Genomic DNA, 17,876 nt, shown 5'->3' with positions numbered 1-17,876 from the left:
CCAGAATGCCGTTCAGACGGGCGTCTTCCTTGGCCTGAGCCGCAGCCATTTCAGCCGCCGCTTTCGCCTTGGCATCGGCGGCCAGCTTGCGGGCAGCGGCATGGGCCGCCGCGGTTTCAGCGGCCGCGTCCTTGGCCTGAGCCTCGGCCTCGTCGCGGATGGCGCGGGCATTGGCCAGATCTTCGGCGATCGTAGCGCCGCGCGTGTCGATGACGTTGCGCAGGCGAGGGGCGAACACCTTGGCGATCAGGATGAACAGGACGGTGAAGATGACGACCAGCCACACCATCTGACCCGCCCAGTGTTCCGTCTGGAACTGCGGCAGGCCGCCGGAAGCGTGGTCTTCGCCGTGGCCGGTAGAGGTGGTGTGGGCGTCGCCGTGAGCCGCTTCGGCAGAAGCGGTGGCTTCGGCGATGGGCTCAAGCGTGGCCACCGTGGTCACGGGTGCCTCGGCACTCGTCTCGCTGGCCGCGGGGCTTGCGGTTACGCTCATGATTTGATCCTTTTGATCCGGGCCACAGGCACGGACTATGGGTCTGTTTTGACAGGCGCGCAGCGTTTGAAGATGCGCGTAAAGACGAACGGATCAGACTGTGACGCCAGCCTGATCCGTCGAAAGTCCGGTCTTCGTCGGGCGAACGCCTGCGGCGATCCTGCCCGCGAAAGCAGGATTAGCCGTTCAGGATCATGATGGCGATAACGAACGCCAGAATGCCGAGGGCTTCGGTCAGGGCCATACCGATGAAGAGGTTGGTCTGTTGCGACTTGGCCGCCGACGGGTTGCGCAGCGCGCCCTGGAAGAAGTTGCCGAACAGCAGACCGAGACCGATACCGGCACCGATCATACCCAGCATGGCCAGACCCGCGCCGAGGAACTTGTAAGCAGAAGCGTCCATAGACTTTAACTCCGTAGGAAGAAGAGGATAAACGTAAGGTAAGGTGATGACTTAGTGGTGATGCAGGTTCACCACGTCATTGAGGTACACGCAGGCCAGCACCGCGAAGACGAAGGCTTGCAGATAGGCCACCAGGAATTCCAGCGCCGTCAGGGCCACGACCGCCGTCAGCGACACAAAACCGCCGAGATAGCCGAGCGCACCCGCCGAGGCCAGAGCCACGATGAAGCCCGCGAACACCTTCATCACGATGTGACCGCCGACCATGTTGCCGAACAGACGCAGCGTCAGGGTGATGGGGCGCATCAGGAAGGAGATGATTTCGATAGGGATAAGGATCGGCAGGATCAGCAGCGGCACGCCCGAAGGCATGAACAGCTTGAAGAAGCCGAAACCGTTCTTGATGAAACCGACGACGATGACCGTACCGATGGTAAGGATGGCCAGCATGGCGGTGACCGCCAGTTGTGACGTCGCGGTGAAATAGGTGGTCATCCCCACAAGGTTACAGCTCAGGATAAACAGAAAGAGCGTGAACACGAACGGGAAGAAGGCGCGGCCTTCGTGGCCGATGATGGACTCAGACAGGTCGTCGATCAGGCCAAACAGGCCTTCGGCCATCACCTGAAAACGGCCCGGAATGATCGAGGCGCGCGCCGTGGTCAGAGCGAAGAACAGCACCACGCAGCCCACACCGATCAGCATGGCCAGAACGGAATTGGTGATCGACAGGTCAACGGGGACACCAGCGACGTCGATGGTCGGCAGTTCGACGACCTTCTGGATCTGAAACTGGTGCAACGGATCGGCCATAAGCCCTACCTCATCAATTCAAATAGCGATGGACCAAAGGGCCCTGAAAATCTCAACGACGTCCGCTGCGGGCGACGGCATAGACCCCGGCAACCAGACCGACAATCGCGCCGACAATAATGCCGAAAGGGCGCGTATGCAGGTATTCGTCACTCAGCCAGCCAGCCCCCAGTCCGATGAAAATGCCACCGAGAAGTTCGCCCAGAGCCTGATAGCCCTTTCCGGCGCCCGCTTCGCTTTCGGGGTGGTCGGTCTCTTTGCGGCGCTTCTTCTGCTCAATGGCATTAAGCCGCCGTTCGAGGTCGTCCAGCTTCGACGAAGTCTCATGATCGGGGTCATTATTCATATTCGGACCTTTCGGAAGGACATTCGCACACAGACAAATATCCCCCTTCGGACGGCGCGGAACCTAATCGGACAGACCGCAAAGGTCAAGCAAGCCGATGACATAAAGTTGATCTAATTGCCCCGTGCAAAGACTACAGGGCATCACTATTTGCGAAAATTCGTTTCCCGTGCGGGGCCTTATCGCGGCAAACCCTTGTAACAATGGTTTGCAAGCCCCCTTTCGGCGGGGCTTAAGACTTTGGTCGGTTGCCTCAGGCGACCAGCGCCTCGGCGGCCTTCAGATCGACGCTGACCAGTTGTGAGACGCCGCGTTCGGCCATGGTCACGCCAAACAGGCGGTCCATGCGCGCCATGGTCACCGGATTGTGGGTGATGGCGATAAAGCGCGTCTGGGTGCGGGTGCGCATTTCATCGAGCAGCCGGCAATAGCGATCCACATTGGCGTCATCGAGCGGCGCATCGACTTCGTCCAGCACGCAAACCGGGGCCGGATTGGCCAGAAACACGCCAAAAATCAACGCCGTCGCGGTCAGGGCCTGTTCGCCGCCTGACATCAGGCTCATGGTCGAAAGGCGCTTGCCCGGCGGGCAGGCATAGATTTCCAGCCCGGCCTCCAGCGGATCGTCTGATTCGACCAGCCGCAACTCCGCCGAGCCGCCCCCAAACAGGGCGACAAACAGCGTCTTGAAGTGTTCATTGATCACGTCAAACGCCGCCAGAAGGCGTTCACGGCCTTCGGCGTTCAGTTCGTCGATCCCGTCGCGCAGCTTACCAATGGCTGTGGTCAGGTCGAGCCGTTCGCGGCTGATGCCTTCCAGCCGTTCCTGATACTCGGTCGCCTCTTCTTCGGCGCGCAGATTGACCGCGCCCAGAAGATCACGCTCCTTTTCCAGCCCCGACAGCAAGGCTTCGGCGCCGGCGGCATCTGAGGGCGTGGCGATGGCCTCTTCTTTCAGGCGCTGGCCCAGCGCTTCCGGTGTGTCCTGCGTCTGATCGAGGATTTGTGCTTCGATCTCGGCCTTGCGGGCGGTCGCGGCCTCCAGTCGGGCCAGCGCCCCGGCGCGGTGTTCGCGCGCCTGCGCCGCCGCCTGTTCGCGCGCCTTTTCCTCGGCATCGGCCTCGCGTTTGGCGGTTTCGGCCAAGGCCAGCGCGTCGCGCGCCTCGGACAGGCGCTTTTCGGCGGAGGCGAGCGAATCGAGCAGGCTGAGACGGCGGGTTTCAAACGTCGCGGGCGCGGCCTCGGCTATGGCCAGCGCCGCCAGAGTCATTTCCTGTTCGCGCGTCAGCTTTTCGACGCGGCTGCCCGATTCGCCGTGGCGTCGCGTCCAGTCGCTGAGGTCGCGGCTCAGATTGCGTTCGCGCGATTCGCGTTGCTGCCGGTTGCGCGCGTCGTCGTCCAGCGCCGACCGTGCCGCCAGCACGGCCTGACGCCGGCTATTGGCGAGGTTGCGCGCCTCAACCAGAGCGTCGTTCAGGGCGTCCAGCGTTTCCGGCGTCGATTGCGCGTCGGCCAGCGCCTCATAGGCGGTCTTGGCCTCGCCCAGATCGCTGCGCAGACGTTTGATACTGCCGTCCAGCGCCTCCATGCGCGTTTCGTACTGCGTCTGGCGGCGGCCCAGCTCATCGGCCTGAGCTGTTTTGGTGCGCAGATCGCGTTCCAGTTCGGGCAGGCGGGTGCGCGCCTGACGAAGACGATCTTCAAAGCGGCGTTGCGCGTCGGCGGCGCTTTTCAGCGCGGTTTGCGCGGCCTCAAGCTCCGGCTTGAGCGCGTCGATTTCGGCCTCCAGTTCGTCGAAGCGGGTGCGTTGGGCCAGACGCACAGCGGCTGGCTTAGGGGCCTTGGCGCGCACGATCAGCCCATCCCAGCGCCACAGATCGCCCTCTTTCGACACCAGCCGCGCGCCCACGGGCAGGTGTGCCTGAAGGCGGTCGCCCTCGGCCTGATCGACCACGCCAATGGTTGAAAGGCGCAAGGACAGGGCGGGCGGGGCACTGACGTATTGCGTCAGCGGCGTGACCCCCAGCGCCGACAGATCGCTCAGCACGGCCTGCGAATCGAAATCCTCAGCCCAGAAGGCCAGCGCGTCGAGCGCCCCGCGCTTCGACAGGCCGAGATTGAGATCGTCGCCCAGGGCCGCCGCCAGCGCCAGTTCATAGCCTTTTTCGGCGCGCACGGCGTCCAGTAACGGGCTTTTACCCTTGGCGGTATTGGCGTTCAGAATCTGCGCCAGACCGCGCGATTCGGCCGTCAGCCGCCCCAGCCGGTCTTCGAGGTCGCGCGCACTTTTGCGTGCCTGAGCCTCGGCATTGACCACCGCCACCCGCTCGCCTTCCAGCGCTTCGGCCTCGGCACGCGCGGCGTCCAGCGTTTGTTGCGCGGTGTCGGCTGCCTGTCGCGCCGTCTCCAGCGCCGCGTGATCAAACACACCCAGCGCCTGTTTTTCGCGCTCGGCCTGATTGGTCTGGGCCAGCAGGCGCTCAAAGCGGGTCTGCGCCTCTTTCAGGCGCGTGGCCTCCAGCCTTTGCCGCTCGGTCAGGGCAGCCAGTTCGGCCGCCAGTTCCTCAATGCGCTGATCGGCCTCGACGCGCTCGCCCTCGGCCATCAGCACGGCGGCCTTCAGTTCCGGTTCGCGCGACGGGGCGTCTTTGATCTCTTCGCGCACGCGCGCCAGCATCTCGGTCAGGCGTTCAATCTGGGCCTGACCGTCGCGCGCCAGTTCCAACTCGCGCGCATGGTCGGCCTGTTGACGGCGCAGGTCGTTTTTCAGCCGCTCTATCTCGGCTTGCGCCTGCTGGGCTTCGAGGTCGAGGCGTTCTTTCTCGATGCTTAGGCGGTGGTTGACGGTCGCCGCTATGGCTTCTTCTTCGCGCAGCGGCGGTATGGCCTCGGCGGCTTTAAGGGCGTGAACCTGAGCGGTGGCGGCTTCGCGCGTCGTCTCTTCGACGGCCTGCGACAGGGTGTGCATTTCGCCCGTCGTGGACTGAAACACAGCCAGCGCCTCCAGCCATCGGGCGTGCAGAATGGCCTTTTGCAAGGCGCGGATTTCGGCGGAAATCTTCTTGTATTTGTCGGCCTGCCGCGCCTCGCGTTTTAGCCGCGACAGGGCGCTGTCCAGTTCACGCGAAATATCGTCCAGCCGCGCCAGATTGGCCTCGGCGGCGCGCAGACGCAGTTCGGCCTCATGACGGCGGGTGTGCAGGCCCGACACGCCCCCGGCTTCTTCGAGGACGCGGCGGCGGTTTTGCGGTTTGGCGGCGATCAGCTCGGAAATCTGCCCCTGACGCACCAGGGCCGGGGAGTTGGCCCCGGTCGAAGCATCGGCAAACAGAAGCTGCACGTCGCGCGCACGCACCTCCTTGCCATTGACCTTGTAGATCGAACCCTGACCACGATCAATGCGACGGGCGATGTCGAGCACGGGCTGATCGGTGAAGGGCTGAGGGGCGAGGCGGGCCGAATTGTCGATGGTGAGCGTGACTTCGGCCCAGTTGCGCGCCGGGCGTTTGTCCGATCCGGCAAAGATCACGTCCTCCATGCCGGCACCGCGCATGGCCTTGGCCGAGGTCGCCCCCATCACCCAACGCAGGGCTTCCAGCAGGTTCGACTTGCCGCAGCCATTGGGGCCAACAATGCCCGTCAGTCCGGGTTCGATGCGAAATTCAGACGCATCGACGAAGGACTTGAAGCCGGAAAGTTTCAGCCGTTGGAATTGCAAGCAGGGACCGGAGGAATAGCGAATCAGACGAGATGTAAAGGTTAATGGGCTTTAACGCTTTTGCCTAAAGGCTTCTTATTAGAGCGAGGGTGGGGAGGCCCGCAAGGGGCGCAATCCCTCTGTCCCTTGCCCTATTTTCGCCCTTCCGCCAACCTACCACCGATAGATGCAAGGGATGGAGGGGATGATGAAGACGAAAATCCTGTTGACGCTGGCTTTTGTGGTTCTCGGTCCGATCACGGCGTGGGCACAGGACGATGCTATCTGGAGCACGACCGATGTCACGGTGGTCAAACGCCTGCCCGGACCCGCCCTGTGGAAGGTGGTGCGCGACGATAAGGTGGTGTGGATCATCGGCTCTGCCCAAATTGAGGGTAAGGCGGGATGGGACAGCACGCGCATCGAGAACATACTGACCGGGGCCGAAACCCTGTACACGCCGCCGACGGCGAGCGGAGGCGTGTCGCTTATTTTTCGTTTGATGAAGGACAAGGATTTACCGGGGCGCACGACGTTAAAAGACGTGCTGCCCGAAGCTGAATATGCGCGGTTTCAGGCTACGGCCCGGCGTTATGGCATCAAAACGAACGATATAGAGAAGGACAAGCCGCTGTGGGCCGGGATGCGTCTGTCCATGAAGATCAACCGGAAATACGGCTATTCATCTTCGGCGGTTGTGGATCGCCTGAGCAAGGTGGCCAAAAAGAAGAAGGTGAAGGTGCGCGCGGTGGCCAGCTATGAAGCCAAGCCACTGCTGAACCAGATTGCAGCCATTGATGCCGAGGAGAGCCGTCGCTGTCTGACGATGACGCTCGACTCCCTCGATTACGATATTCCCAATGTGCCGATGGTCACCAAGGCCTGGGCCTCTGGCGATGTGGCGCGGCTCAAACCGATCTGGCGCAATGGCCCGAAGGGCGACTGTCTTCAGGGACTGGGCGCGGACCTGTCGGCGCGGGTCAGTGGCGACACGATCGCGGTGATCGAAAAGGCGATGAGCGGTTCGAAGCGGAGCGTGCTGATCCTGCCTATAGGTATGTTGATCAATGACGACCGGCTCGTGTCCGGCTTGCGGGCCCGCGGCTATCAGGTGCGCGAGCCCCTTTGAGCCCGCTTACTTCACGGCCTTGATGGCGGCTTCGATGGCGGCATAGTCGCTTTCGACGCGCTTACCATTGACGAAGAAGGTCGGGGTGCCCTCGACGCCGTCCTTGGCCATATTGGTCTCCATGCGGGCGGAGATCGCCTTGAACAGGTCCTCGTTTTTCAGGCAGTTGTCGGCTTCGCTCTGATTCAGGCCCGCCTTGGCCGCCAGCGAGCGGAAGACCGGTTCGGCTTCACCCGTTTCGTAGATTTTCGACTGAGCGGCGAAGAAGCCGTCGATGACGGTGAAATAGGCCTTTGTGCCACCCTTCTGGCCCAGCCAGTTGGACTTATCCGCGGCGCAATGGCCCAGCATATAGACGCCAAAGGCCATCTGAGCCGGGTTGGTGGCGACTTCGCGATAGACGTACTTTACCTTGCCCGTCTTGATGTAGTCGCGCTCGAACTTGGGCCAGTTGGTGGTGTACCAGTGGGCGCAGTGGGTGCAGGTGACCGAGCCATATTCGACCACGGTCACACGGGCATTGGCCGCGCCCTTGGTCATCTCTTTCAGAGGGGCGACCTTGGCTTTTCCCGTGCTCTGGGCGTTGGCGGCCACGCTGAACAGGGCGGTGGTGAGCACCGCCAGCAGAAAGACCGCCACGGCCTGCTGCCAGAAGGGCGCGCGGCGGGCACGATCATAAAGGCGACGAACGGTGGCGGTCATGGCTGGGTCCTTTGGTCCGGTAACGGATTGGATATCGCTTCATCTATGGCGGCGGCTACGGCGTCGAAATCAGTCGAGTCGCCGGTAAACAGCACACCATTTATGAAGAGATAGGGCATGTTAATATCTGCGGGCATTTCAGATAGGTGGGTTTCCGCTGCGGTCATACGTTTGAGAGAAGTAGGGTCATTAATGCAGGTTTCAAAATTGTGATCGGAAAGACCAGACTGGCGTGCAATGCGACGAACAATGACGATGGGGTTTTCTGCGGCAAGGATTTCACTCCGTGAATTCATCAACCGCGCGAGGGTTTTGAAATACCTGTCTTTGCCCGTGCAGCGCGCCATCATCATTCCGGCAGCCGATATATCACTGGGAGGGGTAAGATATTCTCTGAAAATATACTCTACTTGGCCCTGCCGGATGTACGCTTTGTCCAGCTCCGGGAAAACCTCTCTGTAAAACTGAGCGAAGTGAGCGCTGGTTATCGAACCATAGACGATCAAAGTTACGGGTGTGTTCAAACGCCCAAGGCTCATATCTTCCGGACTGATCGCGGGTATCTGCGGCTGAGCCACAAGAGGAGTGGGCAAAAAAAGTATCGTTCCAACGCACAATCCAGCGAGGCACTTGCGCCATTTTCTGGCTAAAAGGCTATTCGCTGGATTGGGGCCAGATGGCGCAGGCATGTTTACTTCTTCGCGGCAGGCGCTTTGTCGAGCGCGGCCGTGAAGGCTTCGACGCTGGTATAGTCGCCTTCGAACTTCTGACCATTGATGATCAGGGTCGGGGTGCCGGTGATATTGTCGGCCTTGGCGTATTTTTCCATATTGGTCTGGATGCGCTCCAGACCCTTCGGATCGTTGACGCACTTGGCAAAGGCCTCGTCGGACAGGCCGGCCGAATTGGCCACGCGCTTGAGGATGCCCTTGGCGTCGCCCGTAGTGAACAGTTCCTGCTGCGAACGCATGATGGCGTCGATCACCTCGAAATACTTGTCCTTGCCGGCGCAGCGCGCCACCAGAACGCCCGCTGCCGAGACGTCCGCCGGAGGGGTGAGGAATTCGCGGTAGATGTACTTCACCTTGCCGGTGTCGATATATTTGGCCTTCACCGTCGGGAAAACCTTTTCGTTGAAGGCGGCGCAGTGGGTGCAGGTCACCGAGGCGTATTCGACAAGGGTGATGGGGGCGTCGGCCTTGCCCAGAACCATGTCGTCGGCCCCGGCGTTCGTCTGGCTGCCGCCACAGGCGGCGAGGGCGAGTGTACCGAAAGCAGCGGCAGCCATAAGCGCGCCGCGAACGAGGGTGTGACGGGTCAGGTGCATGGATCGGGCCCTTATGTGAGAATCTGGATCAGGCGTCTGTTGGCCTTATCCCGACTTCCTACGGCGAGAGCGTGGCCTTTGGCAAGTTACTTCCGTCGGGCACGGTCCTTGAGCAGCACCGAACGGCCCAGTCGCAGCAGTTCGCGCCTGAGCTTTTCATCCGCTACGGCCTTCACGCTTTCCTGCAAGGCCAGTTCTTCGGCGGCGCTCAGGGGTTTGGGGGCGGGCGGCGGCACCGGACGCGCGACCTTCTGCACCGGCCCCTGAATGAGGCGCAGGCGTTCGACCGTACCCGCCCCCAGGAACAGATTGACGCGATCGAGAATGACGCGGCTCTGATGCTGAATAACCGAAGCAAACGACCCTTCGACGCGCAGATCGAGCGTGCCGCCCGCCCTGGCGCCGGGCCGGGCACGGATGACCTTCACCGGTTCGGTAATGCGCGCCACCGTATCGCCGACAATCTCCGGCCAGCGGCTTTTGAGACGGCCCGCCCCGGTGTCATAGGCTTCAAATCGTTCATTGAGTGCCTTCATCATCGGCGCTATCTGTCGGTTGACGGGCGGCGTCGGCTGCGGCGCACGGCGCGTCCGCGTGGTCCGCAGGATGCGCACGGCTTCTTCATAGGACGGCAGGTCACGTTTCATGGTGTTGAGTATAAAGCGCATCCCAAAAAGTGTGCAGCGGTTTTTGGAATCAGATGCGCGACAGGCAGAGTGTACTGAGGCCGATGTCTCGCCTGCGCGTCAGAGAGTGCTGGACTGGTACGACCGCAATGCGCGCGTTTTGCCTTGGCGCGAAGGGCCGGGGGCCGCGCTTAAGGCCGATCCGTACCGGGTGTGGATGTCGGAGGTGATGCTTCAGCAGACCACCGTGCCGCACGCCACGCCCTATTTTGAAAAATTCACCGCCCTGTGGCCAAGCGTGGTCGATCTGGCCGCCGCGCCCGATGAGCGGGTGATGGCCGAATGGGCGGGGCTGGGCTACTATTCGCGGGCGCGCAACCTGCTCAAATGCGCACGGGCCGTGGTCAGCGAACATGGCGGCGTTTTTCCGGCGGATGAGGCGGCCTTGCTGAAACTGCCGGGTTTCGGCCCCTATACGGCGGCAGCGGTGATGGCCTTTGCGTTTGGAAAGGCCGCCAATGTGGTCGATGGCAATATCGAGCGGGTGATGAGCCGCCTCAATGCCGTCAAAACACCTGTGCCGCAGGCGCGGCCTCTGTTGCGCGAACTGGCGGCGCGTTGGGTGCGCGAAGACCGCGCGCGCGACTGGCCGCAGGCGCTGATGGACCTGTCGGCCAGCGTCTGTCGCCCCAAATCGCCGTCCTGCCTGATCTGCCCGTTGCGTGAAGATTGCGCCGCCTTTGCCGAAGGCCAGCCGGAGGTCTATCCCCTAAAGGCCGCCAAAGCCCCGAAACCCGTGCGGCACGGCGTGGCCTTTCTGATCACGTCAGAAGACGGGTTTGTGGTCGAACGTCGCCCGGAAAAGGGCCTGCTGGGCGGGATGCTGGGCCTGCCGCATCTGGAGTGGCGTTCAGAGAGATGGAGCGAGGGGGAAATCGTCTTCCCGTCGCTCGACTGTGGAAATCAGGCGTGGGAATATCTCGGCAGCTACGCGCACGTTTTTACGCACTTTGCCTTGAACCAGCAGGTCTGGCGGGTGGTACTGAGCGCAGACGATATGACGGCGTTTTTGCGTCAGCATAATGCTTATCAGGGTTTAAGTTGGGCAGAGGTGAAATCGCTGCCCACTGCGTTTGCCAAGGCGTTGAAGTTCAGATAAAAAAATGCCCCGCCGGTGAAGGCGGGGCAAGGGGAGGGTTCACGAGGTACGCTTACTGAAAACCGGAGCGGTTATCCCGCGGTGTTGCTGCCATTGCCGGCGATCGTGCACTTTTCAGGCACGCCGGGATTGGTGGCGGCGACATGGCAGGGCACGGCGGGATTGAGGGCCGTGCGAGCCTTGTTGAGGACGGCAATATAGCCGCGCTTGTTGGTACAGGCGATTTCCAGCACCACCTGCCCGTTGTTTTCAAAGGCGTAGCGGGCCTCGCCGATCACACAGTCGGCCTTGATCGACTTATGATTGGCGCTGAGGGTTTGCAGGTATGCCTTGAGCTGATCCCGGCTCATATAGGCGCAGTCGGTCTTCTGAACGGCGGCTCCGAAGCAGTCGAAGGTTTCAAGTTTGCCCTCCTTGCCCGCATCGGGGATCAGGGCGATCAGCCCGGTCTTCGCTTCCGGGCATTTGAATTCGGCCAGGTCGCGGTTGGTGGTATCGCGGCCAATACGGCGGAAGTCTTCGATGGTGCAGGCAATGCCGGCCGCGCTCAGCGCCTGCGCATAGGCGTCCTTATATTTGGCCTTGGCCTCGTCCTGCTTGGCCTTACCGGCGGCAGCCAGAGCGGCGGCATCGGTGAACTTACAACCGCCAATATTCGCTGCCTTGTCACAGCCGACCTTGCCCTTGAACTGGGTGTCGAGATCGGTGACCAGCACGAAGCCCGGCTTACCTTCACAGCCCACTTCGTAATATTCGGCGTCCTTGGTGGCACCGATAAACCGCGCATTGTTCAACGTGCAGTCCGGGGCATTCTTGCGCACCAGCGCGCCGACGGTTTGCGGCAACAGCTCCGGCGTCGTCAGTTCGCATTTCAGAGCCGTGTCGGCGGTTTTCAGGCAGTTGAGGAAACCCACCGTCTGGTCGCTGGCCTTCCAGGTGGGCACCGTAAAGATACCACCCGCCGTATTTTTACAGCCAATTTCGTAGGTTTCGCTGTTTTTCGTGGCGTCGGCACGGATAAAGCGCGCGCCTGCGATCTGACAGGCCGGGATCTTCGACTTGGCGGTGTCGCCCAGCCAGTAGTGCGCCACGCGATTGCCGCGTAACTTGCACACCGGACTGCCGGGGGAGGTCTTGGCTATGGCGGCGGCTTCAAGGCAGTCCATCGGATCGCCAAACGGCGCCTTTTTGGCCATGTAAAGAAGGTAACCCCGCTGGTTCTTACAGGCGACTTCAAAGCTTTCGATGGCGACTCTCTTGCCATCGACCGTGGCTTCGGCGGCAGCAGGGACCGTGGCTTCGGTCACTTCGCAGGGCAGACCAAAGGTCTGCACCAGCTTGCTGACGGTCTTGACGTTTTCGGCAGCGGCTTCGGCGGCCAGCATTTCCTTGCGGCTTTGCTGCGCATTGGCCGATGAGGCGATCAGCCCCAGACCGGCGCAGACAGTCAAGGCCACTGCCCATCGGCGAAGAGTGTGCGTAATCATCCTGACGTTCCCGTGGTTACGGCTTTGCGCCGTTTATTTGTCAGATGATTAAACGCGCAGATTATTTCAAAATCAAGCGGAAACGATCAATATTGCGACTTTAGAGCGAAATGATTTTAGGTGGAAGCGTCATTTCGCTCTAAGTTTCTGTTTTGTAGCGATGTTTTTGCGGAAACCGCTTACACTTTTCCGCACATCGCTCTAGTCGCAAAATAGACAAAACCCGGCCTTTCGACCGGGCTTTGTTGTTCATTGAAAATAGACGATGCCGCCTGCCGCGGTACGTTCTGGTTCTAGGGGCTTGCCCCTAGTGACCCTGCCGGATGCGGGCGCGCAGGTCGTCGATGGGTTTGAACCCGGCATCGGTCTTGAAGCGCCAGTAGGTCCAGCCATTGCAGGACGGAGCCTGTTCCAGCATGGCCCCGACCTTGTGGATCGAGCCGGTCAGTTCGCCGTGCACCAGCGAGCCGTCGGCGCGGACGCGGGCGGTGCGCTGACCCTTGGGGCAGTAGAGGGTGTCGCCGGGTTGCAGCAGGCCGGCTTCGACCAGCGCGCCGAAGGGAACGCGCGGTTCGGCTTTTTTGGAGCCCATGGTGGCGAGGTCGGACTCATTGGCGCGCTGCACGCGGGCAATGCGCTCACGCGCGTGTTTGGCATAGGTTTCGTCGCGCTCGATGCCGATGAAGTGGCGGCCCAGACGCTTGGCGGCCGCGCCGGTGGTGCCTGTACCAAAGAAGGGATCAAGCACCACGTGACCGGGCTTGGAGCAGGCCAGCAGGACGCGATAGAGCAGGCTTTCGGGCTTCTGAGTCGGGTGGACCTTGTTGCCGTCCGCGTCCTTCAGGCGTTCTTCACCGGTGCACAGCGGGATGGCCCAGTCGGAGCGCATCTGCGTGTCTTCGTTGAAGGCCTTGAGGGCGTCATAGTTGAAGGTGTAGCGCTTCTGGCCCTTGGCCTTGGTGGCCCAGATCAGGGTTTCGTGCGCGTTGGTGAAGCGGGTGCCCTTGAAATTGGGCATGGGATTGGCCTTGCGCCAGATGACGTCGTTCATCACCCAGAAGCCCAGGTCCTGAAGCGCGACGCCCAGACGGAAGACGTTGTGATAGGAGCCGATGACCCAGATGGCTCCGTCGTCCTTAAGCACGCGCTGGCATTCGCGCATCCATTCGCGGGTGAAGCGGTCATAGGCTTCGAAGCTGGCGAACTGATCCCACTCGTCGTCCACCGCATCGACCTTGGAATTGTCCGGGCGGTGCAGGTCCCCACCCAGTTGCAGGTTATAGGGCGGATCGGCGAAGACCAGATCAACGGACTTGTCCGGCAGGGATTTCAGTATGTCCACGCACTCACCGACATGGATGGTGTCCAGCTCCAGCGCGGTGCGCTGCATGATGGCTTTTTGCGGCATGTGGCGTGTCATGGCTTAACCCCGGATCGTGGCGGCCCGCTTCTGTGGGCCGGTAAGAAAAGACAGGTTAGAATCCTGTGGGGTTAATAAAAAGTTACAACTTGACTCGCGGCGAATCGGGCGAGTCTCATTTGACTCAATTTTCTGGGGGTGAGTCTTTTAGGACTCAGTTTTGGATTCGTTTTGTTCTATGAACTCGGATGACAGGGGGAAATCGCATGTATCGAACAACAAGGCGCTCGGTGCTCACCGTACTGGGAGCGGCGGGTCTCATAGGTTGCAAACCGGTCTCAGCGTCTGAGCCCGGATCAACGGACGCTGCGGCTTACAAAGCAAGAGTGATGGCGGCATTCCCTTATGAGATCGTCAGCGTGCCAGGCGATAAGGCCCTTGAGAACTGGACAAAGCTCAAAGCGGCCGGGCGAGGTTATCCGGTTGTGTTAGGTGGCGACGAAGACTTGATGAATATCGCTGGCCGCTTTGTCGCTGATCGTGGGGGCAACACGGAAGCAATGCCGGAAAGCGCACAAACCCCCTCTCAAATTTTAAAGAGCGCGAACGCTATACACTTTCCGGAGGTATTGAAAACGCAAGATAACGCTCTGGCAGACCAAGACATTGAAGCAATGATGGGAGAATGGCCAACCGGATCGCTTCCTGATGAGGCCGGCCTGAGTGTTGCGACTGATATTCTGACAGGTAGGTCTTTTAAAACGGTCCATATCGTTTTGGTTCCGACAAAGACGGGTTCGGAGGTGCCGGCCTATATGAAATGGGGTGGATGGAACGCTTGTCCAATGCCTGACGTTCAGGTGGCTGCATTGCGGTCATGGAATGAACGTTTCGGAGCTGAATTGATCGGCATGAGCGGCGATGTGCTCAATTTGCGGGTGCCCAAGCCTTTGGATAGCCGTGAGAAGGCGCTTGCCTTGGCAAAGGAGATGTATCGCTACTGCCCTGATATTGTCGATCAGGGCGTGAGTGAGATTTCCATTTTGGCCGCGTGTCTAATGGCGCAGCGCTGGTGGGTTTTCTGGTGGGATTAAGGTCATCAGGGGCTTAATCTATCGAATATATAGGCGATGGATATCAGACCATAAGAACCGAGCGTACCGTGGCCCAACTCAGGCGATGGATGGGCGAGGGGCCATGCAGGCGGATGGCGGTGATATGGGCTTCGGCCTGATAGCCCTTGTGCGATTTGAAGCCATAGGCGGGATAGAGGGCGTCCATCTCGATCATGATGCGGTCGCGCGCCGTCTTGGCGAGGATCGAGGCGGCGGCGATGGACAGGGATTTGTCGTCGCCCTTGACCACCGCCGTGGCGGGTATGGCCAGCGGCGGGCAGCGATTGCCGTCGATCAGGGCGTGGATGGGCTGCGGGCTGAGGGCTTCGACAGCCTGCGTCATGCCCATCATCGTCGCCTTAAGGATGTTGTGGCAGTCGATATCGGCGGCGGAAATCTCGATCACCGACCACGCCAGAGCGGCCGACTTTATTTCAGGTTCTAGCGCAAATCGCTGTTTTTCTGTGAGTTTTTTTGAGTCGGCTATGCCCGCCGGGATGCGCGCCGGGTCAAGGATGACGGCGGCCACGCACAGGGGCCCGGCACAGGGGCCGCGTCCGGCCTCATCGACCCCACAGACCAGACCGTCAAACTGAGACTCAAACGTAAAATCGGGCATGGATGGCTCCATACCCGATTCCGCTGAGGCTTAGAAGGTGGCGGCCACGCTTTCGGTAACGCCCCGCCCCTTAGGGTCCGGGCCAAAGCGGTTGGCGTTGGGCGTGCCATCCTGCACATGGAACCATAGTGTCACCAGACTGGCCAGCCAGGTGGGCAGGAGCACATAGAGCGCGATGGGGGCCATGGCGCTGTAAACGGCCATATTGGCCTGCGCGTCGCCCGATTCGAGGCTTGAAGGATCAAGGTTCTGAAAGTTCTGCCCCATCTGGGCCACGGCATCCGCGGCAAAGACAAGGGTGAGGATCAGCGACACGATCATGACCGCCGGATAGAACAGAATCCACAGGCCGGTGCGGTTGGTATCGTGGAAACGGCGCACACCCACGGCGATGGAGGGGATGAGAACGCCCAGTCCGAAAATCAGGGCCAGACCGGCGGCAAGGCCCGCGACCAGCCCGCCCGACATCTGCACAATGTTCAGGAAGAGGCTGACCACAACCTGAAACAGATAAAACAACCAGTATTCCGAACGACGGGCGCGGCCCTGAAAATCGAAATAGCGCTTCAGCGGTTGAAACATCAGATCGAAGCTGAACATGGGGGTCCCTTTGGCCGTGAGTGGTGTCTGACGATAACCGCAGCCGCACGGGCTGGCAAATGAAACCCGTGTCAGGTTTCAGCCGCTTTGAGGTGCGGGGTCAACCGGTCGGGGACGGCGAGGCGGACCGGGTCGCTTTCGCAGGTCAGATCACCGTCCAGCCGGTCGAGCCGCATCAGGGCCAGCGACTTGCCATTGGCGGAGGCCAGAATCTCCCCGGCGCGACGCTCGCCCAACAGGACTTCGCTGCCGAAAGCGAAGGCACCGGTATGGCTCAGGGGGATCAGGCGGTTCTTGATCGTGCCGCGCCGCTTCATGCGGGATGTCGTTTCCTGACCGACAAAGCAGCCTTTTTTAAAGTCGATGGCCTCGATCAGGTCCATATTGATGTCGATGGGGTAGAGATAGTCTTTGGGGAAGTCGAGCCCCGGTTCGGCCACGCCCTGCGTCAGACGATACTCCGTGTAGGTCGTGAGGTCTCCCGTCGCCTCAAACGTCCCGTAGGCGCGATAAAGCCCCGGTGCGCGGGGGTCGGGCAATCCCTCGGACACAGAGGCATAGACCTGCGCCTCGGGTTTGGACAGGGTGACCTTCGCCCGCAGCTTGAACATATTCAGCCGGGTGAACAGTTCGTCGCGCACCCCCGCATCGACATCTATCCATACGGTATCCGAATCCCGTGGACAGATGAACACATCGGCGCTCAGCTTGCCTTGCGGGGTCAGGAACGCGCCATAATATAAGGGCTTGTTCTCTCCGGCGGCGACGGCGTCGAAGATGGTTTCCACGTCAATGGTCGTCTGGCCATTGAGGAACTTTCCCCAGTCGGGGCCGCTCAGGGCGATCAGGGCACGATGCGAAAGAGCAATAAGGTCGGTCATGTTTGCTGTGAGCCATAGATTCGGGATAGGGTATGTAGCATGAGCCGTCCGTTTCCGATCCTGATCGTCGCGCTTGAGGAACCGAAAAGGGCTCTGGCTCTAGGTGGGGTTCTGGCGCGCCTGCTGCAAGAAGTGCCGAACGCGGCCGTGACCCTGATCACGCGCAGCGACAGCGCCGCCCTGTTTGCCGATTTCAGCCATATCGAGGCGATCATCCCTTTTGATTGGGCAGTTGTCTCCATGGCGGGGCTGAAACTGTGGTGGCAACTGCGGCAGCGCCAATGGGGGCTGCTGCTCGATACGGGCCCGACCCTGTGGTCGCGTTTTCTCAATGCAAAGACCCGTGCCATCGCGCCGGATCAGCACACAGACGAACACCCGGTGATCACCGCGTCGCGCCTGCTCAAGCTCGAAAAGCCCGAACTGCCGTGGCTGCATGTGGCCGAAGCGCGGGCCGTGGGGGCGGAGTTCTTTCTCGATGACACACCCGGTGAGGAGGGGCCTTTGCTGGCCATCGCGCCCGGCGCGCGCTGGCAGGGCGCGCAATGGCCGGCGGAGCGCTTTTCGGTGCTGGCGACGCGCCTGATGAACGAAGATGGTCCACTGAAAGGGGCGCGTCTGCTGATACTGGGGCACGAAAGCGACCGCGAAGCCGCAACGGCCCTGCGCATGGCCGCACCCAAGGCCCGTGTGATTGAACTGACGGGTAAGCTCGACCCGCTGACCGCCTATGCCTGCCTGCGTCAGGCCGATGTGTTTATTGGCAATGATGATATCTGGCTGCATCTGGCGGCGGCCGCCAATGTTCTGAGTTTCGGGCTCTACGGCCCCTCAGATGATCGGGTTGAGGCGCCGCTGGGCCAGAATGTGCATATTCTGCGCACGCCGCGGCATTTCGAAGAAATTCGCGCTCAGGACCCGAATCTCGATCAGGCGCTGTGTCATATGCTCGACCTCAGCGTAAACCGGGTGTATGAGGCCGTTCAGACCACATTGACGGTATCTCATCAGGCTCCCCGTCTCCCCTGAGGGAGAGGGCTGGGTTAAGGTGGAGCCGTTGTTTCCCCCTCATCCGGCCTTTCAGGCCACCTTCGCCCGCAAGGGAGAAGAGAAACGGAG

18 protein-coding genes are annotated in these 17,876 nt (G+C 61.0%); 4 read left to right on the top strand and 14 right to left on the bottom strand.

Annotated features, from left to right (window positions below; all coding sequences use genetic code 11):
• The 5 genes from LDL37_RS14160 to smc form a co-directional block, all read right to left on the bottom strand.
• On the bottom strand, positions 1–493 hold a 493-nt coding region (locus LDL37_RS14160), incomplete at its 3' end, for a hypothetical protein (protein ID WP_290799478.1).
• Between the two features lie 178 nt (positions 494–671).
• Positions 672–896: a F0F1 ATP synthase subunit C gene (locus LDL37_RS14155; RefSeq protein WP_013478623.1), complete on the bottom strand. Its 225-nt coding sequence runs from the start codon at positions 894–896 to the stop codon at positions 672–674.
• Between the two features lie 51 nt (positions 897–947).
• Positions 948–1,709 carry a F0F1 ATP synthase subunit A gene (locus tag LDL37_RS14150; protein ID WP_013478624.1) on the bottom strand — a complete coding sequence of 254 codons (762 nt, stop codon included), beginning with the start codon at positions 1,707–1,709 and terminating at the stop codon, positions 948–950.
• A gap of 52 nt (positions 1,710–1,761) precedes the next feature.
• Positions 1,762–2,055 (bottom strand): AtpZ/AtpI family protein, encoded by a 294-nt coding sequence (locus LDL37_RS14145; protein WP_290799477.1) that lies wholly within the window; start codon positions 2,053–2,055, stop codon positions 1,762–1,764.
• Positions 2,056–2,308: 253 nt separating this feature from the next.
• Positions 2,309–5,773: a chromosome segregation protein SMC gene (gene smc / locus LDL37_RS14140; RefSeq protein WP_290799476.1), complete on the bottom strand. Its 3,465-nt coding sequence runs from the start codon at positions 5,771–5,773 to the stop codon at positions 2,309–2,311.
• Between the two features lie 184 nt (positions 5,774–5,957).
• Here smc and LDL37_RS14135 point away from each other — a divergent pair, with 184 nt between their 5' ends.
• Positions 5,958–6,881: a TraB/GumN family protein gene (locus LDL37_RS14135; RefSeq protein ID WP_290799475.1), complete on the top strand. Its 924-nt coding sequence runs from the start codon at positions 5,958–5,960 to the stop codon at positions 6,879–6,881.
• A 6-nt stretch (positions 6,882–6,887) separates the two neighbouring features.
• On the opposite strand, the gene LDL37_RS14130 is transcribed toward LDL37_RS14135, so the two are convergent.
• The 4 genes from LDL37_RS14130 to LDL37_RS14115 form a co-directional block, all read right to left on the bottom strand.
• The gene (locus tag LDL37_RS14130) at positions 6,888–7,583 is read right to left on the bottom strand and encodes a thioredoxin domain-containing protein (RefSeq protein ID WP_290799474.1); all 696 of its coding nucleotides are present in this window, start codon (positions 7,581–7,583) and stop codon (positions 6,888–6,890) included.
• Positions 7,580–8,272: a thioredoxin domain-containing protein gene (locus LDL37_RS14125; protein ID WP_290799473.1), complete on the bottom strand. Its 693-nt coding sequence runs from the start codon at positions 8,270–8,272 to the stop codon at positions 7,580–7,582. The genes LDL37_RS14130 and LDL37_RS14125 overlap by 4 nt, the downstream gene beginning before the upstream one ends.
• Positions 8,273–8,274: 2 nt before the next feature.
• The gene (locus LDL37_RS14120; RefSeq protein WP_290799472.1) at positions 8,275–8,910 is read right to left on the bottom strand and encodes a DsbA family protein; all 636 of its coding nucleotides are present in this window, start codon (positions 8,908–8,910) and stop codon (positions 8,275–8,277) included.
• Positions 8,911–8,996: 86 nt separating this feature from the next.
• Positions 8,997–9,557 (bottom strand): DciA family protein, encoded by a 561-nt coding sequence (locus tag LDL37_RS14115; protein ID WP_290799471.1) that lies wholly within the window; start codon positions 9,555–9,557, stop codon positions 8,997–8,999.
• 43 nt (positions 9,558–9,600) lie between these two features.
• Between LDL37_RS14115 and mutY the strand changes: the two genes are divergently transcribed.
• Positions 9,601–10,695, top strand: a complete 1,095-nt coding sequence (gene mutY, locus LDL37_RS14110; protein ID WP_290799470.1) for an A/G-specific adenine glycosylase — start codon at positions 9,601–9,603, stop codon at positions 10,693–10,695.
• A gap of 71 nt (positions 10,696–10,766) precedes the next feature.
• Here mutY and LDL37_RS14105 read toward each other — a convergent pair whose 3' ends face one another.
• Together LDL37_RS14105 and LDL37_RS14100 are read right to left on the bottom strand one after the other, a co-directional pair.
• Complete coding sequence (locus LDL37_RS14105; protein ID WP_290799469.1) at positions 10,767–12,182, bottom strand: hypothetical protein; 1,416 nt, start codon at positions 12,180–12,182, stop codon at positions 10,767–10,769.
• A 307-nt stretch (positions 12,183–12,489) separates the two neighbouring features.
• Positions 12,490–13,602, bottom strand: a complete 1,113-nt coding sequence (locus LDL37_RS14100; RefSeq protein WP_290799468.1) for a site-specific DNA-methyltransferase — start codon at positions 13,600–13,602, stop codon at positions 12,490–12,492.
• Positions 13,603–13,931: 329 nt separating this feature from the next.
• Between LDL37_RS14100 and LDL37_RS14095 the strand changes: the two genes are divergently transcribed.
• On the top strand, positions 13,932–14,636 hold the full coding sequence (locus tag LDL37_RS14095) for a DUF4253 domain-containing protein (protein ID WP_290799467.1): 705 nt from the start codon (positions 13,932–13,934) through the stop codon (positions 14,634–14,636).
• 43 nt (positions 14,637–14,679) lie between these two features.
• Here the strand turns inward: LDL37_RS14095 and LDL37_RS14090 are convergent, their stop codons facing one another.
• The 3 genes from LDL37_RS14090 to LDL37_RS14080 all read right to left on the bottom strand — a co-directional run bounded on the left by LDL37_RS14090 (position 14,680) and on the right by LDL37_RS14080 (position 16,757).
• Positions 14,680–15,276 carry a ribonuclease HII gene (locus tag LDL37_RS14090; protein WP_290799466.1) on the bottom strand — a complete coding sequence of 199 codons (597 nt, stop codon included), beginning with the start codon at positions 15,274–15,276 and terminating at the stop codon, positions 14,680–14,682.
• A 30-nt stretch (positions 15,277–15,306) separates the two neighbouring features.
• Positions 15,307–15,876 (bottom strand): DUF805 domain-containing protein, encoded by a 570-nt coding sequence (locus LDL37_RS14085; RefSeq protein WP_290799465.1) that lies wholly within the window; start codon positions 15,874–15,876, stop codon positions 15,307–15,309.
• Positions 15,877–15,947: 71 nt separating this feature from the next.
• Positions 15,948–16,757 (bottom strand): folate-binding protein, encoded by an 810-nt coding sequence (locus LDL37_RS14080; RefSeq protein WP_290799463.1) that lies wholly within the window; start codon positions 16,755–16,757, stop codon positions 15,948–15,950.
• A 39-nt stretch (positions 16,758–16,796) separates the two neighbouring features.
• On the opposite strand from LDL37_RS14080, the gene LDL37_RS14075 reads away from it, so the two are divergent.
• Positions 16,797–17,786 carry a glycosyltransferase family 9 protein gene (locus tag LDL37_RS14075; RefSeq protein ID WP_290799461.1) on the top strand — a complete coding sequence of 330 codons (990 nt, stop codon included), beginning with the start codon at positions 16,797–16,799 and terminating at the stop codon, positions 17,784–17,786.
• The last annotated feature ends 90 nt before the right edge of the window (positions 17,787–17,876 follow it).

It is taken from the genome of Asticcacaulis sp. (assembly GCF_020217185.1).
Taxonomy (GTDB): Bacteria; Pseudomonadota; Alphaproteobacteria; order Caulobacterales; family Caulobacteraceae; genus Asticcacaulis.
The sequence above is the reverse complement of the archived record's forward strand: the minus strand, read 5'-3'. Positions and strand labels throughout refer to the sequence as shown.